Here is a 22,369-nt window from a genome sequence, read left to right as displayed (position 1 = left end):
CGGGCCGACGCCCCGGACCTCCTCCCGCGCGGAGGCTGGGGGCGGCCCGCCGTGGTCGGGCCGGGCCACGGGCCTGCCCAGGCGTCAGCCGCCGAACACCTTCTTCAGGATCGCGCTGCCGGTGCCCACCGGGTCCTGGCGGATCTTCTTCTCTTCCTGGCCGATCATGAAGTACAGCCCGTCGAGCGCCTTGTCGGTGACGTAGGACTGGAGGTTGGCGTCCTCCTTGCGCAGCAGCCCGAAGCCGGACGCCTTGCCGGCCACCGCGTTGTACTTCTCGCTGAGCGCCTGGCGCTCGGTCGCCTTGGTCACGATGGGCAGGAACTTCGTCGTCAGCGGCGAGCGGGTCTTGTCCTCGAAGAACCGCGTCACCGCGTCGTCGCCGCCCCGCACGATGCGCACCGCGTCCTCGACGCTGATGTTGCGCACGGTGGTGACCAGCAGTTGGCGGGCCTCGGGCATCGCCTGCTCGGCGGCGCGGTTCATCGAGGTGACGAGATCGTCGATGCGCTTGCCCTGGCCGGTGGTGCGCAGCAGGCGGGCGGCGTCGCGCAGCGCGCCGGGCAGCTCGATGCGCACCTGCGGATTGCCGAGGAAGCCGTCCGTGCGCCCCAGGTTGGCCAGCGCGGCCTGCGCGCCGCGCTCCAGCGCCGTGCGCACGCCGGAGGCGGCATCGGATTCGCTGAGGTTCAGCGCCATCGCCCAGGGCGAGGCCAGGCCGGCGCCCAGCAGGGCGATCAGGTCACGCCGTGGCAGGCGGGGAAACGGGGGCATCGGGGTCCGCATCGGTGTCTCCTTCGGTGGTTTCGGACGGCGCGCCGGCGGCCGATGGCTCGGCGGCGTCGCGCTGGGGAACTTCCGGGCGCTCGGACGCGTCCTCGTCGTCGAGCGGCGGGACGGCGGCCGCATCGGCGCCATCATCGACCGCGCTCCGGTCGCCATCATCCGGCTCCGACAGATCCATGTCGATGGCGCCGAACGGACCGGGGCCCTCGCCCAGCTTGAATTCGATGCGCAGGCTGTCTCCAGCCTCCAGCACCAGCGGCTTGCCACCGGCCGGCATGCCGGCGCCGACCAGTGTCCCGGCGCGCAGCGGGCGATTGCGCGCGGCCTCCGCCAGCAGATCGCCGAAGGACCATTGCATGCCCGCCTTCGCGTCCAGCACGGCCTGCTTGCGGCCGTTGCGCATCAACTGCAGTTGCAGCGCGGCGCGTCCGAGGTACCAGGCGCCGGGCAATTCATCCGGCGTCACCGCGACCGGCGCGAACTGCAGCGCCGGCCGACTGTGCAGCGCGGGCCGCCCGGCGGCGAGCTCTTCCTGCTGCACCGGCCGCAGCACCCAGTCGTTGACCAGCAGCAGCAGGCGGACCGACTCCAGCGCCTGCGACGGCACGGCGCCCTGCGCCAGATCGCCGGTCAGCACCGCCAGTTGCGCCTCCGGCTCCAGGCCCGGCATGGCCTGCAGGTCGAGCGTCTCGGTCGGTCCCAACTGGGCCTCCGCGCCGCCGACGCGCAGCAACGGCGCGCTGAGCTGCTCCGGCCACGCGAGGCCGCGCTCGCGCAGGGCCTGGCCGCGATCCGGATAGGCCTCGCCGGCGATCCAGGCGGACAGCCGCGGCAACGGCGCCTGGCACTGCCTCGGATCAAAGGCGAAGGCGTGACGCGCGCGGCCCTGGTTGAGCGCCTGGGACAGCGCCTCCAGCTGCGGGGCCATGAAATTCCAGTCGTCGAGCACCTGCTGCAGGCGCGTCGCAATGCCGTTGGCATAGCATGCCTGGCTCAGGTCGCGCGAGACGACCACCAGTTGGCCATCGCGGGATCCGTCGCGGTAGGTTGCGAGTTTCATCGTTGTCGTCAGGCAATCATCGTGCAATCGTCGCCGGCATTGTCACCTCAGGACCGGGGCGCTCCCGGCGCGCGCCGCGGGCTGCCGCTGCTGGGCGCGTTGCTCGGGGCGCTGCTGCTGCATGCCTGGGCGCTCGGCGGCCTGACGCGGAAGCCGCCACCGCATGCGGTCGCGGCGCCGACGGTGACGATGCGGGTCGAGGCGCCGCCGGCGCTCCCCTCGCCGACCCCAGCACCCGAGCGCGCCGCGACAGCCTTGCCTGCGCCGAAGCGGGCTGGGGCAGCGCTCGCCCCAACATCGACATCGACCGACGCCGCATCCGGGCAGATCCAGCCGATGCCGGAGCCGCCGCCGACGGACGCGACGGCCTCGGCCGCGCTCGGCCCCGACATCGACCCGCCGCCCGTCGCCGACGCGCGCCCGGTCCCCGCCCTGCTCGCGCTCCCGCTGCACGGCGAAGGCACGATGACCTACGGCTTCGTCATCGACGGTCAACCGGGCGAGGCCTCGCTCGCCTGGCGGGTCGACGAGGGGCGGTACTCGCTGACCCTTGAACGCCGCACGGGCACGCGAGAGATGCCCGCCTGGCACAGCGAAGGCGCCATCGGACCGCAGGGCCTGATCCCGGAGCGCCACCGCGTGCGCCGCGGCACGCGGGATCGTGAGTTGCTGGTCTTCGATCGCACCGGCCCGCGGCCGATGGTGCTGGCCGGCGCGCGCGCGTTCGCGTTGGCGCCCGGCACCCAGGACCGGCTGTCCTGGTGGCTGCAGCTCTCCGCCCTGATGGCCGCGGAGCCCGCGCCGCAGGTCGGTCTGGTGCTGCGCATCCCGGTGGCGGGCACGCAGGGCATACACAGCTGGGACTTCGAGGTCGTCGCGCGCGACGGCAATCGATGGCTGCTCCGTCGCGAGCTGCAACGCCAGGCGGGTCGCCCCACGCTGCAGTGGGCCGTGTGGCTGGATGGCCAACGCGGCTTCCTGCCGGTCGATCTGCGCTTCAGCCTGGACGACGACGAGCAGTGGGCGCTCCGTTTGCTGGAGTGAGCTCACGCAGACGCGTCCGCTCGCGGACAGGGCCGGTCGCGGTCCGTTCACGAACGTCGCCGCAACGTCGGCGACCACCGTGTGACGAAGTTTGCGAGGTCCGTGCGGTTGGCACCACAAATGCTTGAGGACGGGGGTTCCGGTCCTGGCAAGTTCTGCCACCATGGGGTCATGGCCTGGTTGGGAGCGACGGGGCTTGAATCCGTCGCGACAGGCCATAACTCCTGCAACAAAGGAGTCCTTGATGCACATGCTTTACGACTCACCGAGCTACATCGTCGTGCAGTTCGATGTACCGGTCGCTCCGACTGCCGGGGACGAGGCACACGCCGCCCAGGTGGATCACGTCAACCTGCCCTCGCTGCAACGCGACGGGTTCGAGATCGTCGACAAGTTCACCCGCACGGAGATCTTCATCGAGGGCGCGCTGGCGCAAACCTTCCAGGAAGGTGTCGAGGCCCTGATCGAACAAGGCCCCGACGTCGAGGACCTCGACGCGTTCATCGCCCAGTACGCCAACATGGGGCATCAACCGGTCATCATGCACTGAAGGCGCGCTGACCACGCGCCAGCAAGACCCATCGCGCGCGCCCGGCTCCCTGGGGGATGTTTGCCCCGGGAGCGGGGCTTGTTCTCCGCCGGTCCCTGCGCCAAGATGCCCAAATCATGGGCAAGCGCGCGCAGCCTCCGCTGGTCTCCCCCGGGCTCTCCGACAGCCCCGTGCTCGACCGCATGTGCTCGCACTTCGTGCTGACGCTGACGGTCCGCCACGCCAACCGCTTCAATCCCCGCCGCGACCTGAGCGGCCTGCTCGCGCTCACCGCGCGCCACCTGGTGTGGCCGCCCGCGGTGCTGACCCGCGTGCGCGCCTACCTGGCGCGGCGATGCGAGGGCCACTCGCTCTGGGCCGGGCATGAACGACTGGGCGACGCCGCCTTCCTCGCCCGCCACGGGCTCTGGCGCGGGCCGTTCGCCGAAGGCACGTTGTTCTTCTATCTCGACGAGTACATCAAGGACGCGCCCAAGGACCTGCTCGCGCTGCTGTCCTGCACCTGCGAGGCGCTGGACGGGCAACTGCGCAGCCAGTCCACGCTGGTCGAGCAGAACATCGACGTGCTCGGCCGCCTGCTGCAGCTGAACGCCGCCGAACGCGCGCTGCTGCTCTACGGCACACTGGCGCGCTATCAACGCGAATTGCGTGGCGCGCTGGTCGAGTTCAAGGTCAACACCGCGCAGGAGGCCTTCGCCGCGATCGCGGAGGTGGCGGGCGTCGACGCCCACGAGGTCGCCGACGCGCTGCGCGCCGGCTCGCGGCTGGAGCGCGTCGGCATGATCGAGAACCTCATCGCCGAGCACAACATCACCGACCTGTCCGACCTCATGAAGGTCAGCGAGCAACTGCCACCGGTCCTGATGCGCGCCTACGAAGGCCCGCAGGACCTGATGGCGGTCTTCACCCGCCCGGTCACGCCGAGCCCGCTGCAGCGGGGCGACTTCGACTTCATCGCGGACGAGCTGGCGATCGTCGCCACGCTGCTGCGCAACGCGGTGGCGCAAGGCCAGGCCGGTGTCAACGTGCTGGTCTACGGGCCACCCGGCACCGGCAAGACGGAGCTGGCCAAGGTCGCCGCGCGCGAGGCCGGCCTGACGCTCTACGAGGTCGAGTACGCCGACCGCGACGGCAACGCGTTGACCGGCCGCGACCGCTACCGCTCGCTGCAGATCAGCCAGGTCTTCCTGAAGGCGAGCCGCGACGTGGCGCTACTGTTCGACGAGGTCGAGGACGTTTTCCCGCACCTGGGCGGCGACGCCGCGCACCTGATGGCGCGGCTGGACGCGGCGCTGGACCTGCCCACGCCGATGGCCGTGAACGGCAAGGCCTGGGTCAATCAGATCCTGGAGAGCAACCCCGTGCCGGTGCTGTGGGTCACCAACCGCATCGAGCACATCGACCCCGCCTTCCGCCGCCGCTTCCAGTACCACCTGGAGCTGCGATCGCCGCCGCCCGGCGCGCGGCTCGGCCTGGTGCGCAAGGCGCTGGCGGAACTGCCGGTGCCGGCGGGCTTCGCCGAGCGGCTGGCGGAGCGCCGCGGGCTCACGCCGGCGCAGGTCCGCACCGCGGTGCGCTTCGCGCGACTGGCGGGCGCCGCGGTCCCCGCGAACGCGTCGGCATCGGATGACGCGGCCCTGATCGCCCAGGCCGCCGCCAACGAGGAGCTCGTCTGCCGTCAACTGGCCCATGCCGACAAGGCGCTGGGCCAGGGGGAAACGCCCCATGCCGAACGACCGGCGGCGCCGCGCTACGCGCTCGACCTGATCCACTGCGAATCGCGCTTCGCGCTGCCGCGGCTGATCGAGGCGCTGCGCCGCCGCGGCATGGGCACCTTGTGTTTCCACGGCCCGCCGGGCAGCGGCAAGACCGCGCTGGCGGAACACATCGCGGCCCAACTGCAGCGACCGTTGATGGTGCGGCTGGCCAGCGACCTGATGAGCAAGTACGTCGGCGAGACCGAGCAGAACATGGCGCGCATGTTCGAGTCGGCTGCCAGCGAAAACGCGGTGCTGCTGCTCGACGAGGCCGACAGCTTCCTGCGCAGCCGCCGCATGGCCGAGCGGCATTACGAAGTCAGCGAGGTCAACGAGATGCTGGCCTGCATGGAGCGATTCGCCGGCCTGTTCATCTGCACGACCAACGCCTTCGACGACCTGGACGAAGCGGCGCTGCGCCGCTTCAGCTTCAAGATCCGCTTCAAGCCGCTGCGGCCGGACCAGCGCCTGCTGATGTTCGAGCGCGAACTCGGCGCGCCGCCGCACGCGCCGCAATCCGAGCGTCTGCTGGCGCTGGACGCGTTGACGCTGGGCGACTTCGCCGCCGTGCGGCAGCAGGCGGAGATCCTCGGCGAGACGCTCTCGCCCGACGAGTTCCTGACGCTGCTGGAGGCCGAGCACCGCGTCAAGCCGGAAGTCCGCCAGCGCCGTCCGATGGGTTTCCGGTCGGGCCAGACCTGACCCCGCGCGCCTCCGGACCTGACGTCGCGCTGACCCGGTCAGGGATGCACGACGCCGCCGCCTCCCCTGCCGACCCCCTCCGAAGCAGGGCGCCGCCATCCTTCATCTGTGGCATCGTGCCAGCCATGCGCCTCCTCCACGTCTTCCGCCGCTTCCACCAGGCCCACAACGTCCGCCCCATGCTGAAGAGCCTCGCGGCGTCCGTGCTGACGACGCTCGCCCGGCGCGGCGTCGCCGCGATGGCCGTCCTGGCCGCAGGGCTCGGCCTGCTGGGGCTGGCCGGCGCGGCGACGCCCTCCTGCCCACCGGAGCCCGCGCCGTTGCCAGCCGAACAACTGGCCGCCAAGGCCAGGGACCGCGGGCTGATGTGGACGCTGCGACGCGACGGCAGGACCTCCTACCTGTACGCCAGCCTGCATGTCGGCAAGCCGGCCTGGGCGGCGCCGGGGCCGCGCCTGCGCGAGGCGCTGGACCGCGTCGACGCGGTGGCGCTCGAACTCGACCCACTGGACCGCGCGGCCTGGCGGATGCCGGAGATCGCGCCGCTGCCGCTGGACGACGCCATGCGCAGCCGGCTCGACGCCCAGGCCGCGGCGGTCTGCCTGCCGGCCCAGGCGCTGGCCTCGCTGCACCCGCTGCTGCAGACCAGCACCTTCATGCTGCTGCGGGCGCGCACGCTGGGGCTGGACGTGCGCTACGGCCAGGAGATCCTGCTCAGCCAGTGGGCCCGCGACCGCGGCCTGCCGGTGCTGGCGCTGGAGACGCTGCAGGGGCAGCTCGACGCGCTGCTCCCGTCCGACCCCGACGACGCGCGCCGCGAGCTGACCTCCAACCTGCGCCAGCTGGAACGTCCGAAGACGCTGCTGCGCACGCTCGACCAGATGGTCGGCGTCTGGGAGCGCGGCGACCTGAAGCGGCTGGACCGCTACGCCGAATGGTGCGACTGCGTGTCCGACGCCGCCGACCGCGCCGCCCTCACCCGCATCAACGACGGCCGCAACCCGGCCCTGGCCGAACGGATCTCGGAACTTCACCAGCGCGGCCAGAGCCTGCTGGTGGCGGTGGGCGCGATGCACATGACCGGCGACAAGGCGTTGCCGGTGCTGCTCAAGGCGCAGGGCTTCGAGGTAACCCTGATGCCGCGCCCGGTTTCGCGGTGACCGAGTTGGGGCACACTGGCTCGCCCTGATTTCCCCAGTTCGGAGCCCTGATCTTGGACGCCCTGCCGTCGTTTCTCCAATCGCTGTTCCTGGTGCCGCTGACGCTGCTGCCCATCATCAACCCGGTGGGCGTCGCCCCGATCGTCATCAACGCCGCCGGCGGGGACGACAAGGTGCTCAAGCGGCTGTCGCGCCAGGTCGCGATCAACGGCTGGGTGGTGATCATGGTGTCGCTGCTGGTGGGCACCTACGTGCTGGACGCGTTCGGCATCTCGTTGCCGGTGGTCCGGGTGGGGGGCGGCCTGCTGGTGGCCTACAGCGCCTGGGTCATGCTGACCCGCAACGAGACCGACGAGGTCCAGACCGCCGTCGTGCAGTCCTCCGGCACCGACCTGACCGAGGCGGAGATCGTCCGCCGCAGCTTCTTCCCGGTGACCTTCCCGCTGACGACCGGCCCCGGCTGCATCGCCGCGGCGATCGCCCTGGGCGCGCAGATTCCTCGCTCGCCAGTGCCTTACGTGATGGGCGCCGGCATCGCCGCGATCGGCGCGGCCTTCACCGCCGCCGTGGTCTACCTGGTCTACCGCAACGGCGGCCGGCTGCTGATGCGCATGGGCGAGGTCGGCACGCTGGTGATGATGCGGCTGATGGCCTTCGTCCTGCTGTGCATCGGCATTCAGATCCTGTGGACCGGCTGGGCGGACCTGAACCACATCCCGACCTGAGCGGCACCGCCGCCAACCTTCCCCGGCGTAGGATCGACCGACGCCGCGCCCCGGCCGACCACGCGTCGCACGGGCCCGCCAGCACGCGGGCAGGCCGGCACACCAACGAGGAAACACCATGGCGGACACCGACTTCACCAAATTCGTTCCTGGATTCGACTTCCTCCAGGGGCTGGTCAAGAACGCCGGCTCGGCGATCCCCGGCTTCGGCCAGTGGGTGGCGCCGACCTTGAACCCGCAGGAGCTGGAGAAACGCATCGAGGAGCTGCGCACCGTGCAGTTCTGGCTGGAGCAGAACGCCCGCATGCTGGCCGCGACCATCCAGGCGCTGGACGTGCAACGGATGACGCTGTCGACGCTGAACGCGATGAACGTGCCGATGGCGGACCTGAAGGACGTGCTGAAGACACCGACCGGCATGCCGGGATTCGGCTTCCCGGGCGAGCCCAAGGCCGCGAAGCCCGCGGCGCAGACCGGGCGCCCCGCGCGGCCCGAGGCCGAGACGAAGCCCCGGGCCGAGGCCGACACGCCTTCGAAGCCTGATACCGCGTCCGCCACCGGTCCGGGGGCCGAGGCTGGCGCTGACGCTGATAAGGCAGACGCGGCCGCGGCGACCGGCGTCGACCCCATGCAGTGGTGGGGCGCCCTGACCCAGCAATTCACGCAACTGGCCGCCAACGCGATGAAGGATCCGTCCACCGGCGCGGCGCGCGACCTGGCCACGTCGCTGGTCAAGCAGAGCATCGATGCGGCCGGCGACGCCTTCCGCCAGTCCGCGACCATGCCCGGCACCGTGGCCGCCAACATGGCCAAGGCCACGCAGGCGGCGCAGGCTGCCGCGACGGCGGCCACCGCCGCGGCATCCCATCCCGCTTCAGCCGCCGCGGGCAAGTCCGCCGGCCCCGCCGCCAAGCCCTCCGCCAAGGCCGCGCCCAGGCCCGCGGCGAAGAAATCCTCGACGGCGAAGGCCCCCGCCACTGGAAAGTCCGCCGGCAAACCCGCCGCAAAGGCCCCCGCCAAACGGCGCGCCAGCTGAACGAGGGCGGCCTCGCCCTGACCTTCCCCATCCGTCGTATCAGCCAGACTGGCCTGATTGGCTGTCTCAGCCGCCAGCCGCACCACGAGGGCCGTTCATGCCTCGCTTCATTCAGGCGCATGCCACCCACCCCGATGCCCACATGGCGCTGGCCCTGGCCGGCGCCCAGCTGGAGGGCCAACGCGCCGGCATGGTCCCGACGCTCGGGTTCCTGTACATCACCCACGCCTACGTGCCGCAAGCGCAGGCGCTGCTGGACGAGGCGCGCGAGCGCTGGCCCGGCTGCGGCTGGGTGGGCGCCTCGGCGCTGGCGGTGAGCTCCGCCGGCGTCGAGTACTTCGACGAGCCGGCGCTGGTCATCCTGCTCTGCGACCTGCCGACGACGCAGTGGCGCGTCTTCTCCGGCCGCCATCCACTGCCGCAGGACTGCGACGCCCGCAGCCTGCTGCTGCACGCCGACGGCGCCACGCCCGACCTGCAGGAATTGATCGGCGAGCTGGCGCAGCGCTGCAGCAGCGGCTATGTCTTCGGCGGACTGGTCAGCGGCGGCGACGACGCGGTGCAGTTCGCGGACGGCGTCTTCGCGGGCGGACTGTCGGGGCTGTCGCTGGGATCGGACGTGCGCTGGATCTCGCGCGTCAGCCAGGGTGTCCAGCCGTTGGGCCGCGAACGCCGCGTCACCGCCAGCGATGGCCCGCTGGTCACCGAACTGGACGGCCGTCCGGCGCTCGACGCGCTGCTGGAGGACCTGCGGCTGCCGGCCTACACCGGCGAATCCGGCTCGCTGCGGCAGGCGATGCCGCGCCTGCGCAAGACGCTGGTCGGCTTGAGCGACGAGCCCGGCGCGCGCCGCGAGTACGGCCCGGAGGTGCGCGTGCGCCATCTCATCGGCCTGGACCCGTCCAAGCGCGGCATCGCCGTTGCCGAGCAACTCCGCGAAGGCGAGCTGCTGAGCTTCTGCGAGCGCCATCCGGACGCCGCCCGGCGCGACCTGGTCCGCATCTGCACCGAGATCCGCGCCGAGGCGGAGGAGCGCGGCGCCCGCATGGCCGGTGCGCTGTACTTCAGCTGCGTCGGGCGCGGCGGGCCGCATTTCGGCGCGCCGTCGGCGGAGCTGCAATGGGTGCAGCACGCGCTGGGCGAGGTGCCGCTGGCCGGCTTCTTCGCCAATGGCGAGATCGCGCACGCACGGCTGCACGGCTACACCGGGGTGCTGACGGTGTTCCTGGAAGACTGACGGGACAGTACGCGTTCGTCGCGCGCCATCCGGTGCGGGCGCCGATCCCGGAGCCTCCCACTTTCCGGGGCATTCCCCACCCGCCGCGTCGCACAGTTTCACCCGCCGGTTCAGGACCGGGTCAGCGCCCGGGGCTACAGTTCGACGCCATGACTGCCGTGCTCCTTCCGACCGACGAGCTGACCGACGAGCTGGCCACATACCGGGCCGGGCGCCGCGCCGCGCTGGTGCAGGCCCTGCTGGCGGTGCTGCCGGCCCATGCGCTGCTGTGGCGCGACGAGCAGACCCGGCCCTATGAATGCGACGGCTTGACCGCCTACCGCGAACGGCCGCTGGCGGTGGCGCTGCCGGAGACCGAGGAGCAGGTCGCCGCGGCGCTGCGGGCCTGCCATGCGCTGGGCGTGCCGGTCGTCGCGCGAGGCGCCGGCACCGGCCTGTCGGGCGGCGCGATGCCGCATGCCGAGGGCCTGACGCTGGCGCTGGCCAAGTTCAACCGCATCGTCTCCATCGACCCGCTGGCCCGGACCGCGCGGGTGCAGTGCGGCGTGCGCAACCTGGCGATCTCGGAGGCCGCGGCCGCGCACGGGCTGTATTACGCGCCCGACCCCAGCAGCCAGATCGCCTGCACCATCGGCGGCAACGTGGCCGAGAACTCCGGCGGCGTGCATTGCCTGAAGTACGGCCTGACGCTGCACAACGTGCTGAAGGTGCGCGGCTTCACGGTCGAGGGCGAGCCGGTCGAGTTCGGCTCCGAGGCGCTGGACGTCGCCGGGCTGGACCTGCTGAGCGTCATCGTCGGCAGCGAGGGCATGCTGGCGGTGATCACCGAGGTCGTGGTGAAGCTGACGCCCAAGCCGCAGCTGGCGCGCTGCATCATGGCCAGCTTCGACGACCTGCGCCGCGCCGGCGACGCGGTGGCCGCGATCATCGCGGCCGGCATCATTCCGGCCGGCCTGGAGATGATGGACAAGCCGATGACGGCGGCGGTCGAGGACTTCGTCCAGGCCGGCTACGACCTCGACGCCGAGGCCATCCTGCTGTGCGAGAGCGACGGCACGCCCGAGGAAGTCGAGGAAGAGATCGGCCGCATGAGCGCGGTGCTGCGCGCCAGCGGCGCGACCCGCCTGGAGGTCAGCGAGAACGAGGCGCAGCGGCTGCGCTTCTGGAGCGGCCGCAAGAACGCGTTCCCGGCGTCGGGCCGCATCAGCCCGGACTACATGTGCATGGACTCGACCATCCCGCGCAAGCGGCTGGCCGACATCCTGCTGGCGATCCAGCAGATGGAGCGGAAGTACGGGCTGCGCTGCGCCAACGTCTTCCATGCCGGCGACGGCAACCTGCACCCGCTGATCCTGTACGACGCGAACGATGCGGACCAGCTGCACCGCTGCGAGCTTTTCGGCGCGGACATCCTGGAGACCAGCGTCGCGATGGGCGGCACGGTGACGGGCGAGCACGGCGTCGGCGTGGAGAAGCTCAACAGCATGTGCGTGCAGTTCTCGCCGGAGGAGCGCGAGCAGATGCTGGCCCTGAAGCGGGCCTTCGACCCGCAAGGACTGCTCAACCCCGGCAAGGTCATCCCGACGCTGCAGCGCTGCGCCGAGTACGGCCGCATGCACGTCAAGCGCGGCGCGCTGGCCTTCCCCGACCTGGAGCGATTCTGATGACAGTGCAAGTCGAGGATCCCTCGAGCGATGACGGCGCGCCGACGTCGTCCCGGACGACGACCGACGGCGCGAGCCCCGCGGACATGACCCCGGCGCTGCACGACCTGCAGGCGCGCATCCGCGCGGGTGGGCCGCTGCGCATCGTCGGTCACGGCAGCAAGGACTTCTACGGCGGCCCGCTCGATGCCGGTGCAGCGCCGGCCGAGCCGATCTCCACGCTCGGCCTGAGCGGCGTGCTGGCCTACGAGCCCAGCGAGCTCTACATCACCGCCGCCGCCGGCACGCCGATCGCGGACGTGGAAGCGCTGCTGGCGCGGCACGGCCAGCACCTGGCGTTCGAGCCGCCGCGGTTCTCGGGCGGGGCCGCCGCCCAGCCGGGCACAGGCACAGGCACAGGCACAGGCACAGGCACAGGCACAGGCACAGGCACGGGCACGGGCACGGGCACGGGCACGGGCACGGGCACGGGCACAGGCACGGGCACAGGCACAGGCACAGGCACAGGCACAGGCACAGGCACAGGCACCATTGGCGGCATGGTGGCGACCGGCCTCTCCGGCCCGGCGCGGGCGACGGCCGGCGCGGTGCGAGACCATGTGCTGGGGCTGTCCATGCTCAGCGGTCGCGGCGAGCTGCTGCACTTCGGCGGCACGGTCATGAAGAACGTCGCCGGCTATGACGTCTCCCGGTTGATGGCCGGCGCGATGGGCGTGCTGGGCCTGATCGTCCAGGTGACGCTGAAGGTGCTGCCCCTGCCGGTCGCGACGGCGACGCTGCGTTTCGACCTGTCGCAGGACGACGCCGTCGTGCGCATGAACGGCTGGGGCGGGCAACCGCTGCCGCTGTCCGCGACGGCATGGTGGGATGGCGCGCTGGTCGTGCGGCTGTCGGGGGCCGAGGCGGCGGTGCGCGCGGCCATGCAGCGGATGGGCGGCGACGTCATTCCGGAGGACATGGCCGCGCCCTTCTGGCAAGGCCTGCGCGACCAGTCCGACGAGTTCTTCATCGGCGCGCGCCGCGCGGTGCAAGGCGGCGCGTCGATGTGGCGCATCGCCGTGCCGGCGACCGCGCCCGCGATGGCGCTGCACGGCGAGCAGTTGATCGAATGGGGCGGCGCGCAGCGCTGGGTCGTCACGCCGATGGCCCCGGCGCAGTTGCGCGAACGGATCGCGGCGGTCGGCGGCCACGCGACGCTGTTCCGCGCGCACGACAAGTCGGCCGGCGTCTTCGCGCCGCTGTCGCCGCCGCTGGCGCGCATTCATCGCGAATTGAAGGCGCAATTCGATCCGCAGGGGGTGCTGAATCCCGGGCGTCTTTATCCAGAGTTCTGATGCAAACCCACCTCGCCCCCGAGTTCCAAGGCACCCCGGAAGGCACGACCGCCGAGGCGATCCTGCGGCGCTGCGTGCATTGCGGCTTCTGCACCGCCACCTGCCCGACCTATCAACTGCTGGGTGACGAGCTGGACGGCCCGCGCGGTCGCATCTACCTGATCAAGCAGGTGCTCGAGGGCGAGACGCCGACGGTCGACACCCAGCTGCACCTGGACCGCTGCCTGACCTGCCGCAACTGCGAGACCACCTGTCCGTCGGGCGTGCAGTACGGGCAGTTGGTCGAGATCGGCCGGCAGGTCGTGGACGCCAAGGTCGAGCGCCCGCGCGAGGAACGTCTCAAGCGCTGGCTGTTGAAGGAAGGATTGACCTCGCCGCTGTTCAAGCCGGCGCTGCGGCTGGGGCAGGCGTTGCGACCGCTGGTGCCGGGCGTGTTGAAGGACAAGGTGCCGCCACGTCCGGACGCGCGCGCCCATCAATGGCCGCAACGTGCGCATCCGCGCAAGGTGCTGATGCTGCTGGGCTGCGTGCAGCCGGCGATGATGCCCAACGTCAACGCCGCCACGGCGCGCGTGCTGGACGCGGCCGGCGTGCAGACGCTGGTGGCGGACGAGGCCGGCTGCTGCGGTGCGATCCGGGCCCACCTGGACGACCACCATGGCGGGCTGGACGACGCGCGACGCAACATCGATGCCTGGTGGCCGATGGTCGACGGGCACGGCGAGCAAGTCGAGGCGATCGTGATGAACGCGTCCGGCTGCGGTGTCCAGGTGAAGGACTACGGCCGGCTGCTGGCCCACGACCCCGACTACGCCGACAAGGCCGCGCGCGTGTCCGCGCTGACCCGCGATCTCAGCGAGTACCTGCCGGCGCTGGCCGCCCCGTTGCGCTCGCGGCTGGGCGCCTCGGGCGCTCGGCCCAGGCTGGCCTACCACCCGCCCTGCACGCTGCAGCACGGCCAGCAACTGCGCGGCGGTGTCGAGGGCCTGATGCGGGAACTGGGCTTCGGCATCGCCATCGCACCGGTCGACAGCCATCTCTGCTGCGGCTCGGCCGGAACCTATTCGGTGCTGCAGCCGGTGCTGTCCAAGCAACTGCGCGACCGCAAGCTCGCCGCGCTCGCGCCGATCGAGGCCGACACCATCGTCTCCGCCAACGTCGGCTGCATTCAGCATCTGCAATCCGGCACCGACACGCCGGTCCGCCACTGGATCGAAGTCCTGGACGACGCGCTGGGGCATTGACCGCGGCGTCGCCCCCCTCAGGCACCGCAAGACCCGGCCGGACGTCGCGTCGGCGCATCATTTCCCGTCTCAACGCCTCCCCCATGAGCAGGAGTTCTCGCCTCGACGGGGCCTCCCAGGGCAAACCCGGGCACGTGCCTTGCCTGGGGCCCGCACAATCGCCTCCCATAACAGGAGGGGAGCGCGAAAGCGATTCCAATCAGAAAGCGAAGAAGGCCGGTCACCGTAGGGGACCGGCCTTTTTTCCGTCCCTGACCCCTCCTGCGTCCCGTCCTGGATTTCCACTTCGGGTCAACCCTGACGCGGTGGCGGCACGGCGGTGCGCTCCGTGTTTCCTCGGTGTCCAGGCGGTCGGCCAGCGCCCTGCGCGGCGCGGCGCGAGGGAGATACTGCGCCGTCACATTTCCTTCACGACGCTTCCCCCACGAAGCCGCTGACCGCCATGTCCCTGACCCGTCGCACCTGGCTGCTCGTTCCCGTGCTGGCCGCGCTGGCCGCCTGCGCCAACTCGCCGTCATCCTCGTTCTCCGCGGCCTCCGTCGCCGCGCCCACGGACGTGGTCGCGCCCGCGAAGAAGCCGCCCAAGCTGATCGTCTTCATGGTCGTCGACGGCCTGCCGATCCGCCAGGTGCTGGGCTACCGCGACCAGTTGCAGCCCGACGGCTTCAAGCGTTTCCTGGACCGCGGCGCCTGGTTCGCCAACGCGTATTACGGCCACGGCTACACCGTCACCGCGGCCGGCCACTCGGTGATGCTGAGCGGCGCGTATCCGCAGCGCAGCGGCATCGTCGCCAACGAGTGGCGCGACCCCGCCACCGGCGCGCCGCAATACAACACCGCCGATCCGCGCTACCAGTACATCGGCAACAAGACCGAACCGCTGGCCGGCACCAGCCCTGAGAACTACAAGGTCGAGACCGTCGGCGACGTGTTGCGCACGCTGCAGCCCGGCTCCAAGGTCATCGGGGTGTCCGGCAAGGACCGCGGCGCGATCCTGCCGTCCGGCCACAAGGGCACCGCCTACATGTTCATGGGCTCCACCGGCCAATTCGCGTCCAGCACCTATTACATGCAGCAGCATCCGGCCTGGGTCGACGCGTTCAACGCGGCCAAGCCGGCCGACCAGTTCTTCGGCAAGACCTGGGCGCCGATGCTGCCCGAGTCCGCCTACGCGCGCAGCGTGCCGGACGGCCAGCCGTGGCAGTCCAACACCGGCAACGGCAACCGGCTGCCGGCGGTGCTGGGGGCCGGCATGGACGGTCCGGGGCCGCGCTTCTACGGCAACATCCTGCCCTCCCCGTTCGGCGACGAGCTGACGCTGGCCTTCGCGCGCGCCGCGGTCGAGGGCGAGCAACTCGGCAGCGACGACCAGACCGACATCCTCTCGGTCAGCCTGTCCAGCCACGACTACGTGAACCACGCCTTCGGGCCCGAGTCGCGCCTGTCGCATGACCACTTCCTGCATCTGGACCGCTATCTGCAAGGCTGGTTCCAGTACCTGGACGCGCGCGTCGGCCGGGACAACTACATCGCCGTGCTGACGGCGGACCACGGCTTCACCGACACGCCCGAATGGGCGAAGACGCAAGGCCGCGACGCCGGGCGCATCGTGCCGGCGCAGGCGGTCGGCTTCGTCAACGCCGGGCTCGCGAAGCACTTCGGCGAGGGACGCTGGGTCGTCGGCATGTCCGGCACCGGGATGATCTTCGACGAGGCGCTGATCAAGGCCAAGGGCCTGCAGGCCGACGACGTCTACGCGGCGGCGAAGGCGCTGGTGGAGCAGGTCGACGGCGTGCGGGTCGCCTTCACCCGGGCGCAACTGGCCGGCGACGACACGGCCACGCCCTACCTCGCGCAGATGCGCAAGTCCTGGTACCCGGGCATCGCCGCGCCGCTGCAGGTGGTGGTGAAGGAAGGCTGGATGTTCGGCTCCCGCCTGATGGGCACCACCCACGGCTCCCCCTATGAGAACGACACGCACGTCCCGCTGCTGACCTGGGGGCCGAACTGGGTCGGACAGGGCCGCGTGGAGCAGCGCGTCGAGATCGCCGACCTGGCGCCGACGCTGTCCAAGCTCCTCGGCATCCCCGCGCCGAGGCAGGCGCAGGGCAAGCCGTTGCCGCTGCCCGTCCAGGCCCGATAGGCCGGACAGGCCGGATCGCCCGCCACCGAAGCGGGCGATCCCGCCATCCGCCCCACCCACCCGCCACCGACCCCGGGGCGGGTCGACGCGCGCCACACACGTCCTGTAGGCTTTGCGGTTTCGCAGAAGTACAGGGAGACCACCGTGTTTGGCTGGTTTGAAAAACTCGTCGATCCGTTTCCACGGACGCCCGCGCCGCAACCGCCCGCGGGTTTCTTCGCCTTCGTCTGGGCCGGCTCGCAGGGGATGCGCGGGCTGATCGTCGTGCTGACGATCCTGACCGCCGCCATCGGCGCCTTCGAGGCCTTGCTGTTCTCGATGCTGGGCTCGATCGTCGACTGGCTCAGCCACGTGCCGCCGGGGCAATGGTGGTCGACGCAGCAGGACAAGCTCCTGATGCTGGGCGGCATCCTGCTGGCCAGCCCGCTGCTGATCGCGCTGCAGGGCATGAGCAAGTACCAGGGCCTGTCGAGCAACTTCCCGATGCGGCTGCGCTGGAACTTCCACCGGCACCTGCTCGCCCAGAGCATGAGCTTCTACCAGGACGAGTTCGCCGGCCGCGTCTCCGCCAAGCTGATGCAGACCGCGCTGGCGGTGCGCGAGTGCTGGCTGATCGTCACCGACATCCTGGTCTTCATCACGATCTACTTCGTGACGATGCTGGGCGTGGTGGGCAGCTTCGACATGACGCTGCTGATCCCCTTCCTGGGATGGCTGGCCTGCTACGTCGTGGCGCTGACCTACTTCGTGCCGCGCCTGGGCAAGGCCGCCGCCGCGCAGGCGGACGCGCGCAGCCTGATGACCGGCCGCATCACCGACGCGTACACCAACATCAGCACCGTCAAGCTGTTCTCGCACTCGCAGCGCGAGGCCGGCTTCGCGCGCGGCGCGATGCAGGACTTCCTGGGCACCGCCTACCGCCAGATGCGCCTGATCAGCGCCTTCGAGATCGTCAACCACGCGCTCTCGATGGGCCTGATCGCCAGCACCGCCGGCATGACGCTGTGGCTGTGGACGCAGGGCCAGGTGGGCATCGGCGCGGTCGCTGCGGCCACGGCGATGGCGCTGCGGCTGAACGGCATCTCGCACTGGATCATGTGGGAGATGGCCAGCCTGTTCGAGAACATCGGCACCGTGCAGGACGGCATCACCACGCTGTCCCGCCCGATCGCGATCCAGGACGCGCCCACGGCCCGGCCGCTGGCGGTCACCCGGGGCGAGGTGCGCTTCGACCACGTGGACTTCAGCTACGGCGGCCGCAAGACGGTGCTGCACGACCTGACCCTGACGATCCGGCCGGGCGAGAAGATCGGCGTCGTCGGCCGCTCCGGCGCCGGCAAATCGACGCTGGTCAACCTGCTGCTGCGCTTCCACGACATCGACAAGGGCCGCGTGCTGATCGACGGCCAGGACATCTCGCAGGTCACGCAGGACAGCCTGCGGGCGCAGGTCGGCATGGTGACGCAGGACACCAGCCTGCTGCACCGCTCCGTGCGCGACAACCTGATGTACGGCCGCCCGGACGCCACCGAGGCCGACATGCGCGCCGCCGCCGAGCGGGCCGAGGCGCAGGACTTCATCGACGGCCTGACCGACCCCAAGGGCCGCCAGGGTTACGAGGCCCATGTCGGCGAGCGCGGCGTGAAGCTGTCCGGCGGCCAGCGCCAGCGCATCGCGATCGCGCGGGTGATGCTCAAGGACGCGCCCATCCTGCTGCTGGACGAAGCGACCAGCGCGCTGGACTCCGAGGTCGAGTCCGCCATCCAGCGCAGCCTGTACCGCCTGATGGAAGGCAAGACGGTGGTCGCGATCGCGCACCGGCTGTCGACGATCGCGGCGATGGACCGGCTGATCGTGATGGACCAGGGACGCATCGTCGAGCAGGGCGACCACGCCTCGCTGCTGGCGCAGGGCGGCCTGTACGCCAAGCTGTGGACGCACCAGAGCGGCGGCTTCCTGGTCGAGGAAGGCCTGGACGAGGACGCCGGGGCCCGGTCGGCGCGCGGCCACGACGCCTCGGATCGCGACGTCGTTCACGACGAGGCGGACTGAATCGCGTCCTCGCGAAACTTGATGGGCGAAGTCCCCGATGTCGCGTCACACTGGCCGGGCTCAATATGGATCGGCGAGGTGAAGGTTGAAACGCGATATCCATACCTATGTGGGCGGCCCCTTCCGGGCCCACGGCCAGATCGAGATGTGGCGCGAGGGCGATGTCATCCGGCTACGCGGGCAAGGCCCGTTCAATCGGGAGGCGGTGCTCGGACTGGGCGCGGCGATGGCGGACCTGCTGACCCGGGATCCGCCGCCGGCGGTGTTCGGCGACATCCTGGAGCTGCGTGGCAGCATGGTGACGTCGCCCGATTCGATGGAAGAGCTGGGGCAGTTCATGGCCCGCATGGCCGCGCACCGGTCGCCCCCGGTGGCGGTGGCCTACGTCGCCGGGCCGGAAGTCGAGGGCCGCGATTTCATGCTGCCCCTGTTCGAGGCGCTGTACCAAAAACACGGACGCCGCTTTGGTGCTTTCGGCTCACTGGACGATGCGAAGGCATGGATGGCCGAGCAGTTGAAGAAAGCAACAGCAAAGGATTCCGCGTAAGCCGGCGCTGACTTATCCGCAGTTCGACGGACACTGCGCGCCACCCGTTCAAGGGGTTCGGCGGGCTTTGCGACCGTCGCCTTGTATGAAACACTGCGCTCGCAGGTCGGACAACGCCGGCCCGCATGAGCGTCTGCCCCTCTCAGGGGCGCGTGCACCACGAAAGCTGAGCATATGGACCACAGCAGCGACACTTCCCAGCAGCCCTCGGCCGCCCCGACGCCCGTGGCGGGTGCCGTTGTCTCGCAACGCCGTCGTCGTTTCATCCAGGCGGGCGTGGTGCCGGTCGGTCTGACGCTGGCCAGCCGGCCGGTCATGGCCTGGCACTGCAACACCACCTCGGCCTGGGGCTCGGCGGTGCTGCGCAATGGCGGCGCCAGCGTGCAGGCGCGCGCCAGCGCCGCGGTGCTGAACAACACCGAGTGCTGGACCGTGGCCAACTGGGTCGGCAACTCGGTGCGCAGCGCGGTGTCGTCCGCGACGCCCTGGAGCTTCGTCGTCGCTCGCTGGTTCAACACCGGCCCCAGCAACACGCGCACCGTCGCCTACGCCCAAGCCAACCTGACCGTGGCGATGGTCTTCCCCGGCGGCCTGAACGGCGTCAGCGTCAACAACAGCGCCAAGGTCACGCAAGTCTTCGGCAACTCTTCCAGCATGGGCACCCTGATGCTGGTGGCGCGCCTGAACACCTTGTTCGCCGGCCACAACGTCGCGCAATGCGTGGTCTCGTCCAACGGCGCGGACCAGTTGGTGAACATGGCCTCGCAAGGCCCGGGCGTCTTCAAGCCGACCAATTCCACCGGCGCGGCCTGGTCGTCGGATGACTTCAAGCGCTACCTCACCGAAAACTACCTCGTGAGCTGATGACGCGCCCCGCGACGTGGCGCTGTCTGCATCCGATCGCTGACGTGCTGCTGGCCTGGGAGGGCGAGCAGCACGCTGTCTTTTTCGACCCCCGAAGCGGGGACACCCACCTGATCGCGGCGCTCGGCGCCCAGCTCGCCGAATGGCTGGCCGACGGCCCGCTGACGCGCGAGGATCTGTTGCATCGGCTCGCCACCGCCGTGGACTGGGACGAGCCCCCCACCCCCGACATGCTCGCCGATCTGCTGGACCTGCACCTGAGCCGCCTGGCCGACATCCAGCTGCTGGCGGAGGAGACCGCCGCTTGAGGCTCCAGGAGGTCGGCATCGACGGGCTGCGCGCCCGCCTGCGCGGCGACGGCGTGACGCTGCGCCTGGCTCCGTTCGTCGTGCGCGTGCGCTCCGACCTGGCCCATCTGGCCGACGACATCGCCGCGATGTACCGCGACTTCGACCTGGCCGACGACGACGCGTTCGTCGACTTCCACGTCGCCGTGCTGCGCAGCCCCCATTGGCTGAGCCGGCTGCGCGGGCGCGCGGAGTTCTGGTTCGACGGCCAGCGCTCGTTCACGCCGCTGCCGGCGGCGCAGGCGCTGGCGATGCTCGAGTGGGGCATCAACTGGTGCATCGCCGCCCATGCCCACCAGTTCCTGCTGATCCACGCGGCGGTGCTCGAGCGCGGCGGCCGCGCGCTGGTGATGCCGGCGCCGCCCGGGTCCGGCAAGAGCACCCTGTGCGCGGCGCTGGCCCATCGCGGCTGGCGCCTGCTGTCGGACGAGCTCGGTCTGCTGGACATGACCACCGGCCTGATCCACGGCATGGCGCGGCCGATCAACCTCAAGAACGCGTCGATCCCGCTGATCCGGGACTTCCTGCCGGAGGCGCGGTTCAGCGCCTCCATGCCCAACACCAGCAAGGGCACCGTCGCGCTGGTGCGCGCGCCGCAGGACGCGATCGCCGCCCGCCTGGCGCCGGCGCGGCCGGCCTGGGTGGTGCTGCCGACCTGGCGCGCCGATGTCCCGGCCCGGCTCGCGCCCATCGAGCGCGCGCGCGCCTTCATGGACCTGGCCGAGCAGTCCTTCAACTACGACCTGCACGGCCAGGCCGGCTTCCGCGCGCTGGGCCGGCTGGTCGACACCTGCGAGTGCTACCGCTTCGAGTACAGCCGGCTGGACGAGGCGCTGGCCCACTTCGAATCGCTGGCGGAGGGGGCCGAATGAGCGCGCACGCCGCCTCGCACGGACACGACCATGACCACGCCCATGGCCGGCCCCACGGCGAGGATCGCCGCCGTCCGCTGCTGGTGCGCGTGCTGCTGCGGCCCGCGATCGCGGCCGGCCTGAGCCTGTCCGACTGGGACCTGCTGCTGCGCCAGGCCCGGCGCTCCAACCTGGCCGGCAAGCTGGCGCACCAGATGCAGGCCGGCGGCTGGCTGGACACGCTCCCGGAGCCGGTCCAGCCGCATCTGCGCTCGGCGCTGCTGCTGTCGCGGCGGCAGGCGCAGATGCTCGCGCGGGAGGTCGACCTGCTGGCGGCGACATTGGCCGAGCTGCCCGGCCCGCTGATCCTGCTCAAGGGCGCGGCCTACGCGCTGGGCGGCCACGCGCCCGCGCCGGGGCGCATGTTCAGCGACATCGACCTGCTGATCCCGCCGGCCCAGCTGCCGCGCTGCGAAACCACGCTGCTGGTGCACGGCTGGGACTTCGGCGACGACCTGGACGCCTACGACCAGCGTTACTACCGCGACTGGATGCATGAGCTGCCGCCGTTGCACCACAAGCGCCGCGGCACCTCGCTGGACGTGCACCACACGCTGCTGCCGCCGACGGCGCGCACGCCGCTGGACAGCCGCGCGCTGTTCGACGCGCCGCGCGCGCTGCCGGATCACCCAGGCGTCTTCGTCCTGCCGCCCGAGGACATGCTGCTGCACAGCGCCGCCCACCTGTTCCACGAGGGCGAGTTGCCCAACGGCCTGCGCGACCTCTTCGACCTGGACGCGCTGCTGCGCGAGTTCGGCGCCATCGAGGGCTTCTGGCCGCGACTGACGGCGCGCGCCCGGCGCATCGGCCTGACGCGGCCGTTGTGGCTGGCGCTTCGCTACACGCGGGCGATGCTGGACACCCCCTATCCGGACGACCTGCCGGCCGAGCTGGGCCCGCCGCCGGGACCGCTCTCGCGGCGGCTGCTGGACGCCTGCTACCGGCGCGCGCTGCGTCCTGCGCACGACAGCTGCCGGTTGCCCGGCCACGAGCTGGCCGAGACGGCGCTTTATGTCCGCTCGCACTGGCTGCGCATGCCCTTCGGCCTGCTGGCCCTGCACCTGAGCCGCAAGGCCTGGGGCCGCCTGACCGCGATGCCCGAGGAACCGCCGGCCCCGGGCGGCGTGCCACCGACCGACAAGACCTGACGCCCTCTCCCCATTCGGCGGGGCTTTTCCCGGTGTTCCCCCGGTGCCCTCGCTCGAT

At 71.1% G+C, this 22,369-nt stretch carries 19 protein-coding genes; 17 read left to right on the top strand and 2 right to left on the bottom strand.

The annotated features are described in order from the left end of the window. Positions 1-84 precede the first annotated feature (84 nt). Both CDN99_RS21235 and CDN99_RS21230 read right to left on the bottom strand, forming a co-directional pair. Complete coding sequence (locus CDN99_RS21235; protein ID WP_088386898.1) at positions 85-774, bottom strand: DUF4197 domain-containing protein; 690 nt, start codon at positions 772-774, stop codon at positions 85-87. Next, a complete protein-coding gene (locus tag CDN99_RS21230; RefSeq protein WP_088386897.1) occupies positions 743-1,846 on the bottom strand; it encodes a fumarylacetoacetate hydrolase family protein in 1,104 nt (367 codons plus the stop codon). The genes CDN99_RS21235 and CDN99_RS21230 overlap by 32 nt, the downstream gene beginning before the upstream one ends. A gap of 21 nt (positions 1,847-1,867) precedes the next feature. Between CDN99_RS21230 and CDN99_RS21225 the strand changes: the two genes are divergently transcribed. From CDN99_RS21225 to CDN99_RS21145, 17 genes are all read left to right on the top strand, one after another. After that, positions 1,868-2,890, top strand: a complete 1,023-nt coding sequence (locus CDN99_RS21225; protein ID WP_141100901.1) for a hypothetical protein — start codon at positions 1,868-1,870, stop codon at positions 2,888-2,890. Positions 2,891-3,134: 244 nt separating this feature from the next. Then, positions 3,135-3,440, top strand: a complete 306-nt coding sequence (locus CDN99_RS21220; RefSeq protein WP_088386895.1) for a BTH_I0359 family protein — start codon at positions 3,135-3,137, stop codon at positions 3,438-3,440. A 116-nt stretch (positions 3,441-3,556) separates the two neighbouring features. Continuing rightward, positions 3,557-5,899, top strand: a complete 2,343-nt coding sequence (locus CDN99_RS21215) for an ATP-binding protein (RefSeq protein ID WP_088386894.1) — start codon at positions 3,557-3,559, stop codon at positions 5,897-5,899. A gap of 125 nt (positions 5,900-6,024) precedes the next feature. Continuing rightward, entirely contained in the window at positions 6,025-7,059 is a 1,035-nt protein-coding gene (locus tag CDN99_RS21210; RefSeq protein ID WP_158218915.1) for a TraB/GumN family protein, read from the top strand. 53 nt (positions 7,060-7,112) lie between these two features. After that, the gene (locus tag CDN99_RS21205; RefSeq protein ID WP_238139634.1) at positions 7,113-7,784 is read left to right on the top strand and encodes a MarC family protein; all 672 of its coding nucleotides are present in this window, start codon (positions 7,113-7,115) and stop codon (positions 7,782-7,784) included. A 118-nt stretch (positions 7,785-7,902) separates the two neighbouring features. Then, on the top strand, positions 7,903-8,820 hold the full coding sequence (locus CDN99_RS21200; protein ID WP_088386892.1) for a PhaM family polyhydroxyalkanoate granule multifunctional regulatory protein: 918 nt from the start codon (positions 7,903-7,905) through the stop codon (positions 8,818-8,820). Between the two features lie 97 nt (positions 8,821-8,917). Continuing rightward, a complete protein-coding gene (locus CDN99_RS21195; RefSeq protein WP_088386891.1) occupies positions 8,918-10,057 on the top strand; it encodes an FIST signal transduction protein in 1,140 nt (379 codons plus the stop codon). A 149-nt stretch (positions 10,058-10,206) separates the two neighbouring features. After that, positions 10,207-11,721, top strand: a complete 1,515-nt coding sequence (locus CDN99_RS21190; protein ID WP_088386890.1) for an FAD-linked oxidase C-terminal domain-containing protein — start codon at positions 10,207-10,209, stop codon at positions 11,719-11,721. Next, a complete protein-coding gene (glcE, locus tag CDN99_RS29415; RefSeq protein ID WP_238139633.1) occupies positions 11,721-13,055 on the top strand; it encodes a glycolate oxidase subunit GlcE in 1,335 nt (444 codons plus the stop codon). The genes CDN99_RS21190 and glcE overlap by 1 nt, the downstream gene beginning before the upstream one ends. Beyond that, positions 13,055-14,299: a glycolate oxidase subunit GlcF gene (gene glcF / locus CDN99_RS21180; protein WP_088386889.1), complete on the top strand. Its 1,245-nt coding sequence runs from the start codon at positions 13,055-13,057 to the stop codon at positions 14,297-14,299. Before glcE ends, glcF begins: the two co-directional genes overlap by 1 nt. Positions 14,300-14,741: 442 nt before the next feature. Further along, on the top strand, positions 14,742-16,442 hold the full coding sequence (locus CDN99_RS21175; RefSeq protein WP_088386888.1) for an alkaline phosphatase family protein: 1,701 nt from the start codon (positions 14,742-14,744) through the stop codon (positions 16,440-16,442). Positions 16,443-16,586: 144 nt separating this feature from the next. Further along, positions 16,587-18,494 carry an ABC transporter ATP-binding protein gene (locus CDN99_RS21170; RefSeq protein ID WP_088386887.1) on the top strand — a complete coding sequence of 636 codons (1,908 nt, stop codon included), beginning with the start codon at positions 16,587-16,589 and terminating at the stop codon, positions 18,492-18,494. Positions 18,495-18,579: 85 nt separating this feature from the next. Further along, positions 18,580-19,041, top strand: coding sequence for a hypothetical protein (locus CDN99_RS21165; protein WP_088386886.1), 462 nt, complete (start codon positions 18,580-18,582; stop codon positions 19,039-19,041). A gap of 174 nt (positions 19,042-19,215) precedes the next feature. Then, positions 19,216-19,905 carry a hypothetical protein gene (locus tag CDN99_RS21160; RefSeq protein WP_088386885.1) on the top strand — a complete coding sequence of 230 codons (690 nt, stop codon included), beginning with the start codon at positions 19,216-19,218 and terminating at the stop codon, positions 19,903-19,905. After that, positions 19,905-20,213 carry an HPr-rel-A system PqqD family peptide chaperone gene (locus CDN99_RS21155; RefSeq protein WP_088386884.1) on the top strand — a complete coding sequence of 103 codons (309 nt, stop codon included), beginning with the start codon at positions 19,905-19,907 and terminating at the stop codon, positions 20,211-20,213. Before CDN99_RS21160 ends, CDN99_RS21155 begins: the two co-directional genes overlap by 1 nt. Continuing rightward, complete coding sequence (locus CDN99_RS21150; protein WP_088386883.1) at positions 20,210-21,124, top strand: HprK-related kinase A; 915 nt, start codon at positions 20,210-20,212, stop codon at positions 21,122-21,124. The genes CDN99_RS21155 and CDN99_RS21150 overlap by 4 nt, the downstream gene beginning before the upstream one ends. Then, positions 21,121-22,311 (top strand): nucleotidyltransferase domain-containing protein, encoded by a 1,191-nt coding sequence (locus CDN99_RS21145; protein WP_088386882.1) that lies wholly within the window; start codon positions 21,121-21,123, stop codon positions 22,309-22,311. The genes CDN99_RS21150 and CDN99_RS21145 overlap by 4 nt, the downstream gene beginning before the upstream one ends. The last annotated feature ends 58 nt before the right edge of the window (positions 22,312-22,369 follow it).

Source organism: Roseateles aquatilis, assembly GCF_002205645.1.
In the GTDB taxonomy this organism is placed as follows: Bacteria; Pseudomonadota; Gammaproteobacteria; order Burkholderiales; family Burkholderiaceae_C; genus Roseateles; species Roseateles aquatilis.
Note: the sequence above shows the minus strand (reverse complement) of the source record. Positions and strands in the feature narration are given on the sequence as shown.

What these genes read in the sequence shown, in the direction of transcription:
- CDN99_RS21235 (WP_088386898.1), bottom strand. Translation starts at nt 774, where the DNA reads ATGCCCCCGTTTCCCCGCCTGCCACGGCGTGACCTGATCGCCCTGCTG.
- CDN99_RS21230 (WP_088386897.1), bottom strand. Translation starts at nt 1,846, where the DNA reads ATGAAACTCGCAACCTACCGCGACGGATCCCGCGATGGCCAACTGGTG.
- CDN99_RS21220 (WP_088386895.1), top strand. Translation starts at nt 3,135, where the DNA reads ATGCACATGCTTTACGACTCACCGAGCTACATCGTCGTGCAGTTCGAT.
- CDN99_RS21215 (WP_088386894.1), top strand. Translation starts at nt 3,557, where the DNA reads ATGGGCAAGCGCGCGCAGCCTCCGCTGGTCTCCCCCGGGCTCTCCGAC.
- CDN99_RS21210 (WP_158218915.1), top strand. Translation starts at nt 6,025, where the DNA reads ATGCGCCTCCTCCACGTCTTCCGCCGCTTCCACCAGGCCCACAACGTC.
- CDN99_RS21200 (WP_088386892.1), top strand. Translation starts at nt 7,903, where the DNA reads ATGGCGGACACCGACTTCACCAAATTCGTTCCTGGATTCGACTTCCTC.
- CDN99_RS21195 (WP_088386891.1), top strand. Translation starts at nt 8,918, where the DNA reads ATGCCTCGCTTCATTCAGGCGCATGCCACCCACCCCGATGCCCACATG.
- CDN99_RS21190 (WP_088386890.1), top strand. Translation starts at nt 10,207, where the DNA reads ATGACTGCCGTGCTCCTTCCGACCGACGAGCTGACCGACGAGCTGGCC.
- glcE (WP_238139633.1), top strand. Translation starts at nt 11,721, where the DNA reads ATGACAGTGCAAGTCGAGGATCCCTCGAGCGATGACGGCGCGCCGACG.
- glcF (WP_088386889.1), top strand. Translation starts at nt 13,055, where the DNA reads ATGCAAACCCACCTCGCCCCCGAGTTCCAAGGCACCCCGGAAGGCACG.
- CDN99_RS21175 (WP_088386888.1), top strand. Translation starts at nt 14,742, where the DNA reads ATGTCCCTGACCCGTCGCACCTGGCTGCTCGTTCCCGTGCTGGCCGCG.
- CDN99_RS21160 (WP_088386885.1), top strand. Translation starts at nt 19,216, where the DNA reads ATGGACCACAGCAGCGACACTTCCCAGCAGCCCTCGGCCGCCCCGACG.
- CDN99_RS21155 (WP_088386884.1), top strand. Translation starts at nt 19,905, where the DNA reads ATGACGCGCCCCGCGACGTGGCGCTGTCTGCATCCGATCGCTGACGTG.
- CDN99_RS21145 (WP_088386882.1), top strand. Translation starts at nt 21,121, where the DNA reads ATGAGCGCGCACGCCGCCTCGCACGGACACGACCATGACCACGCCCAT.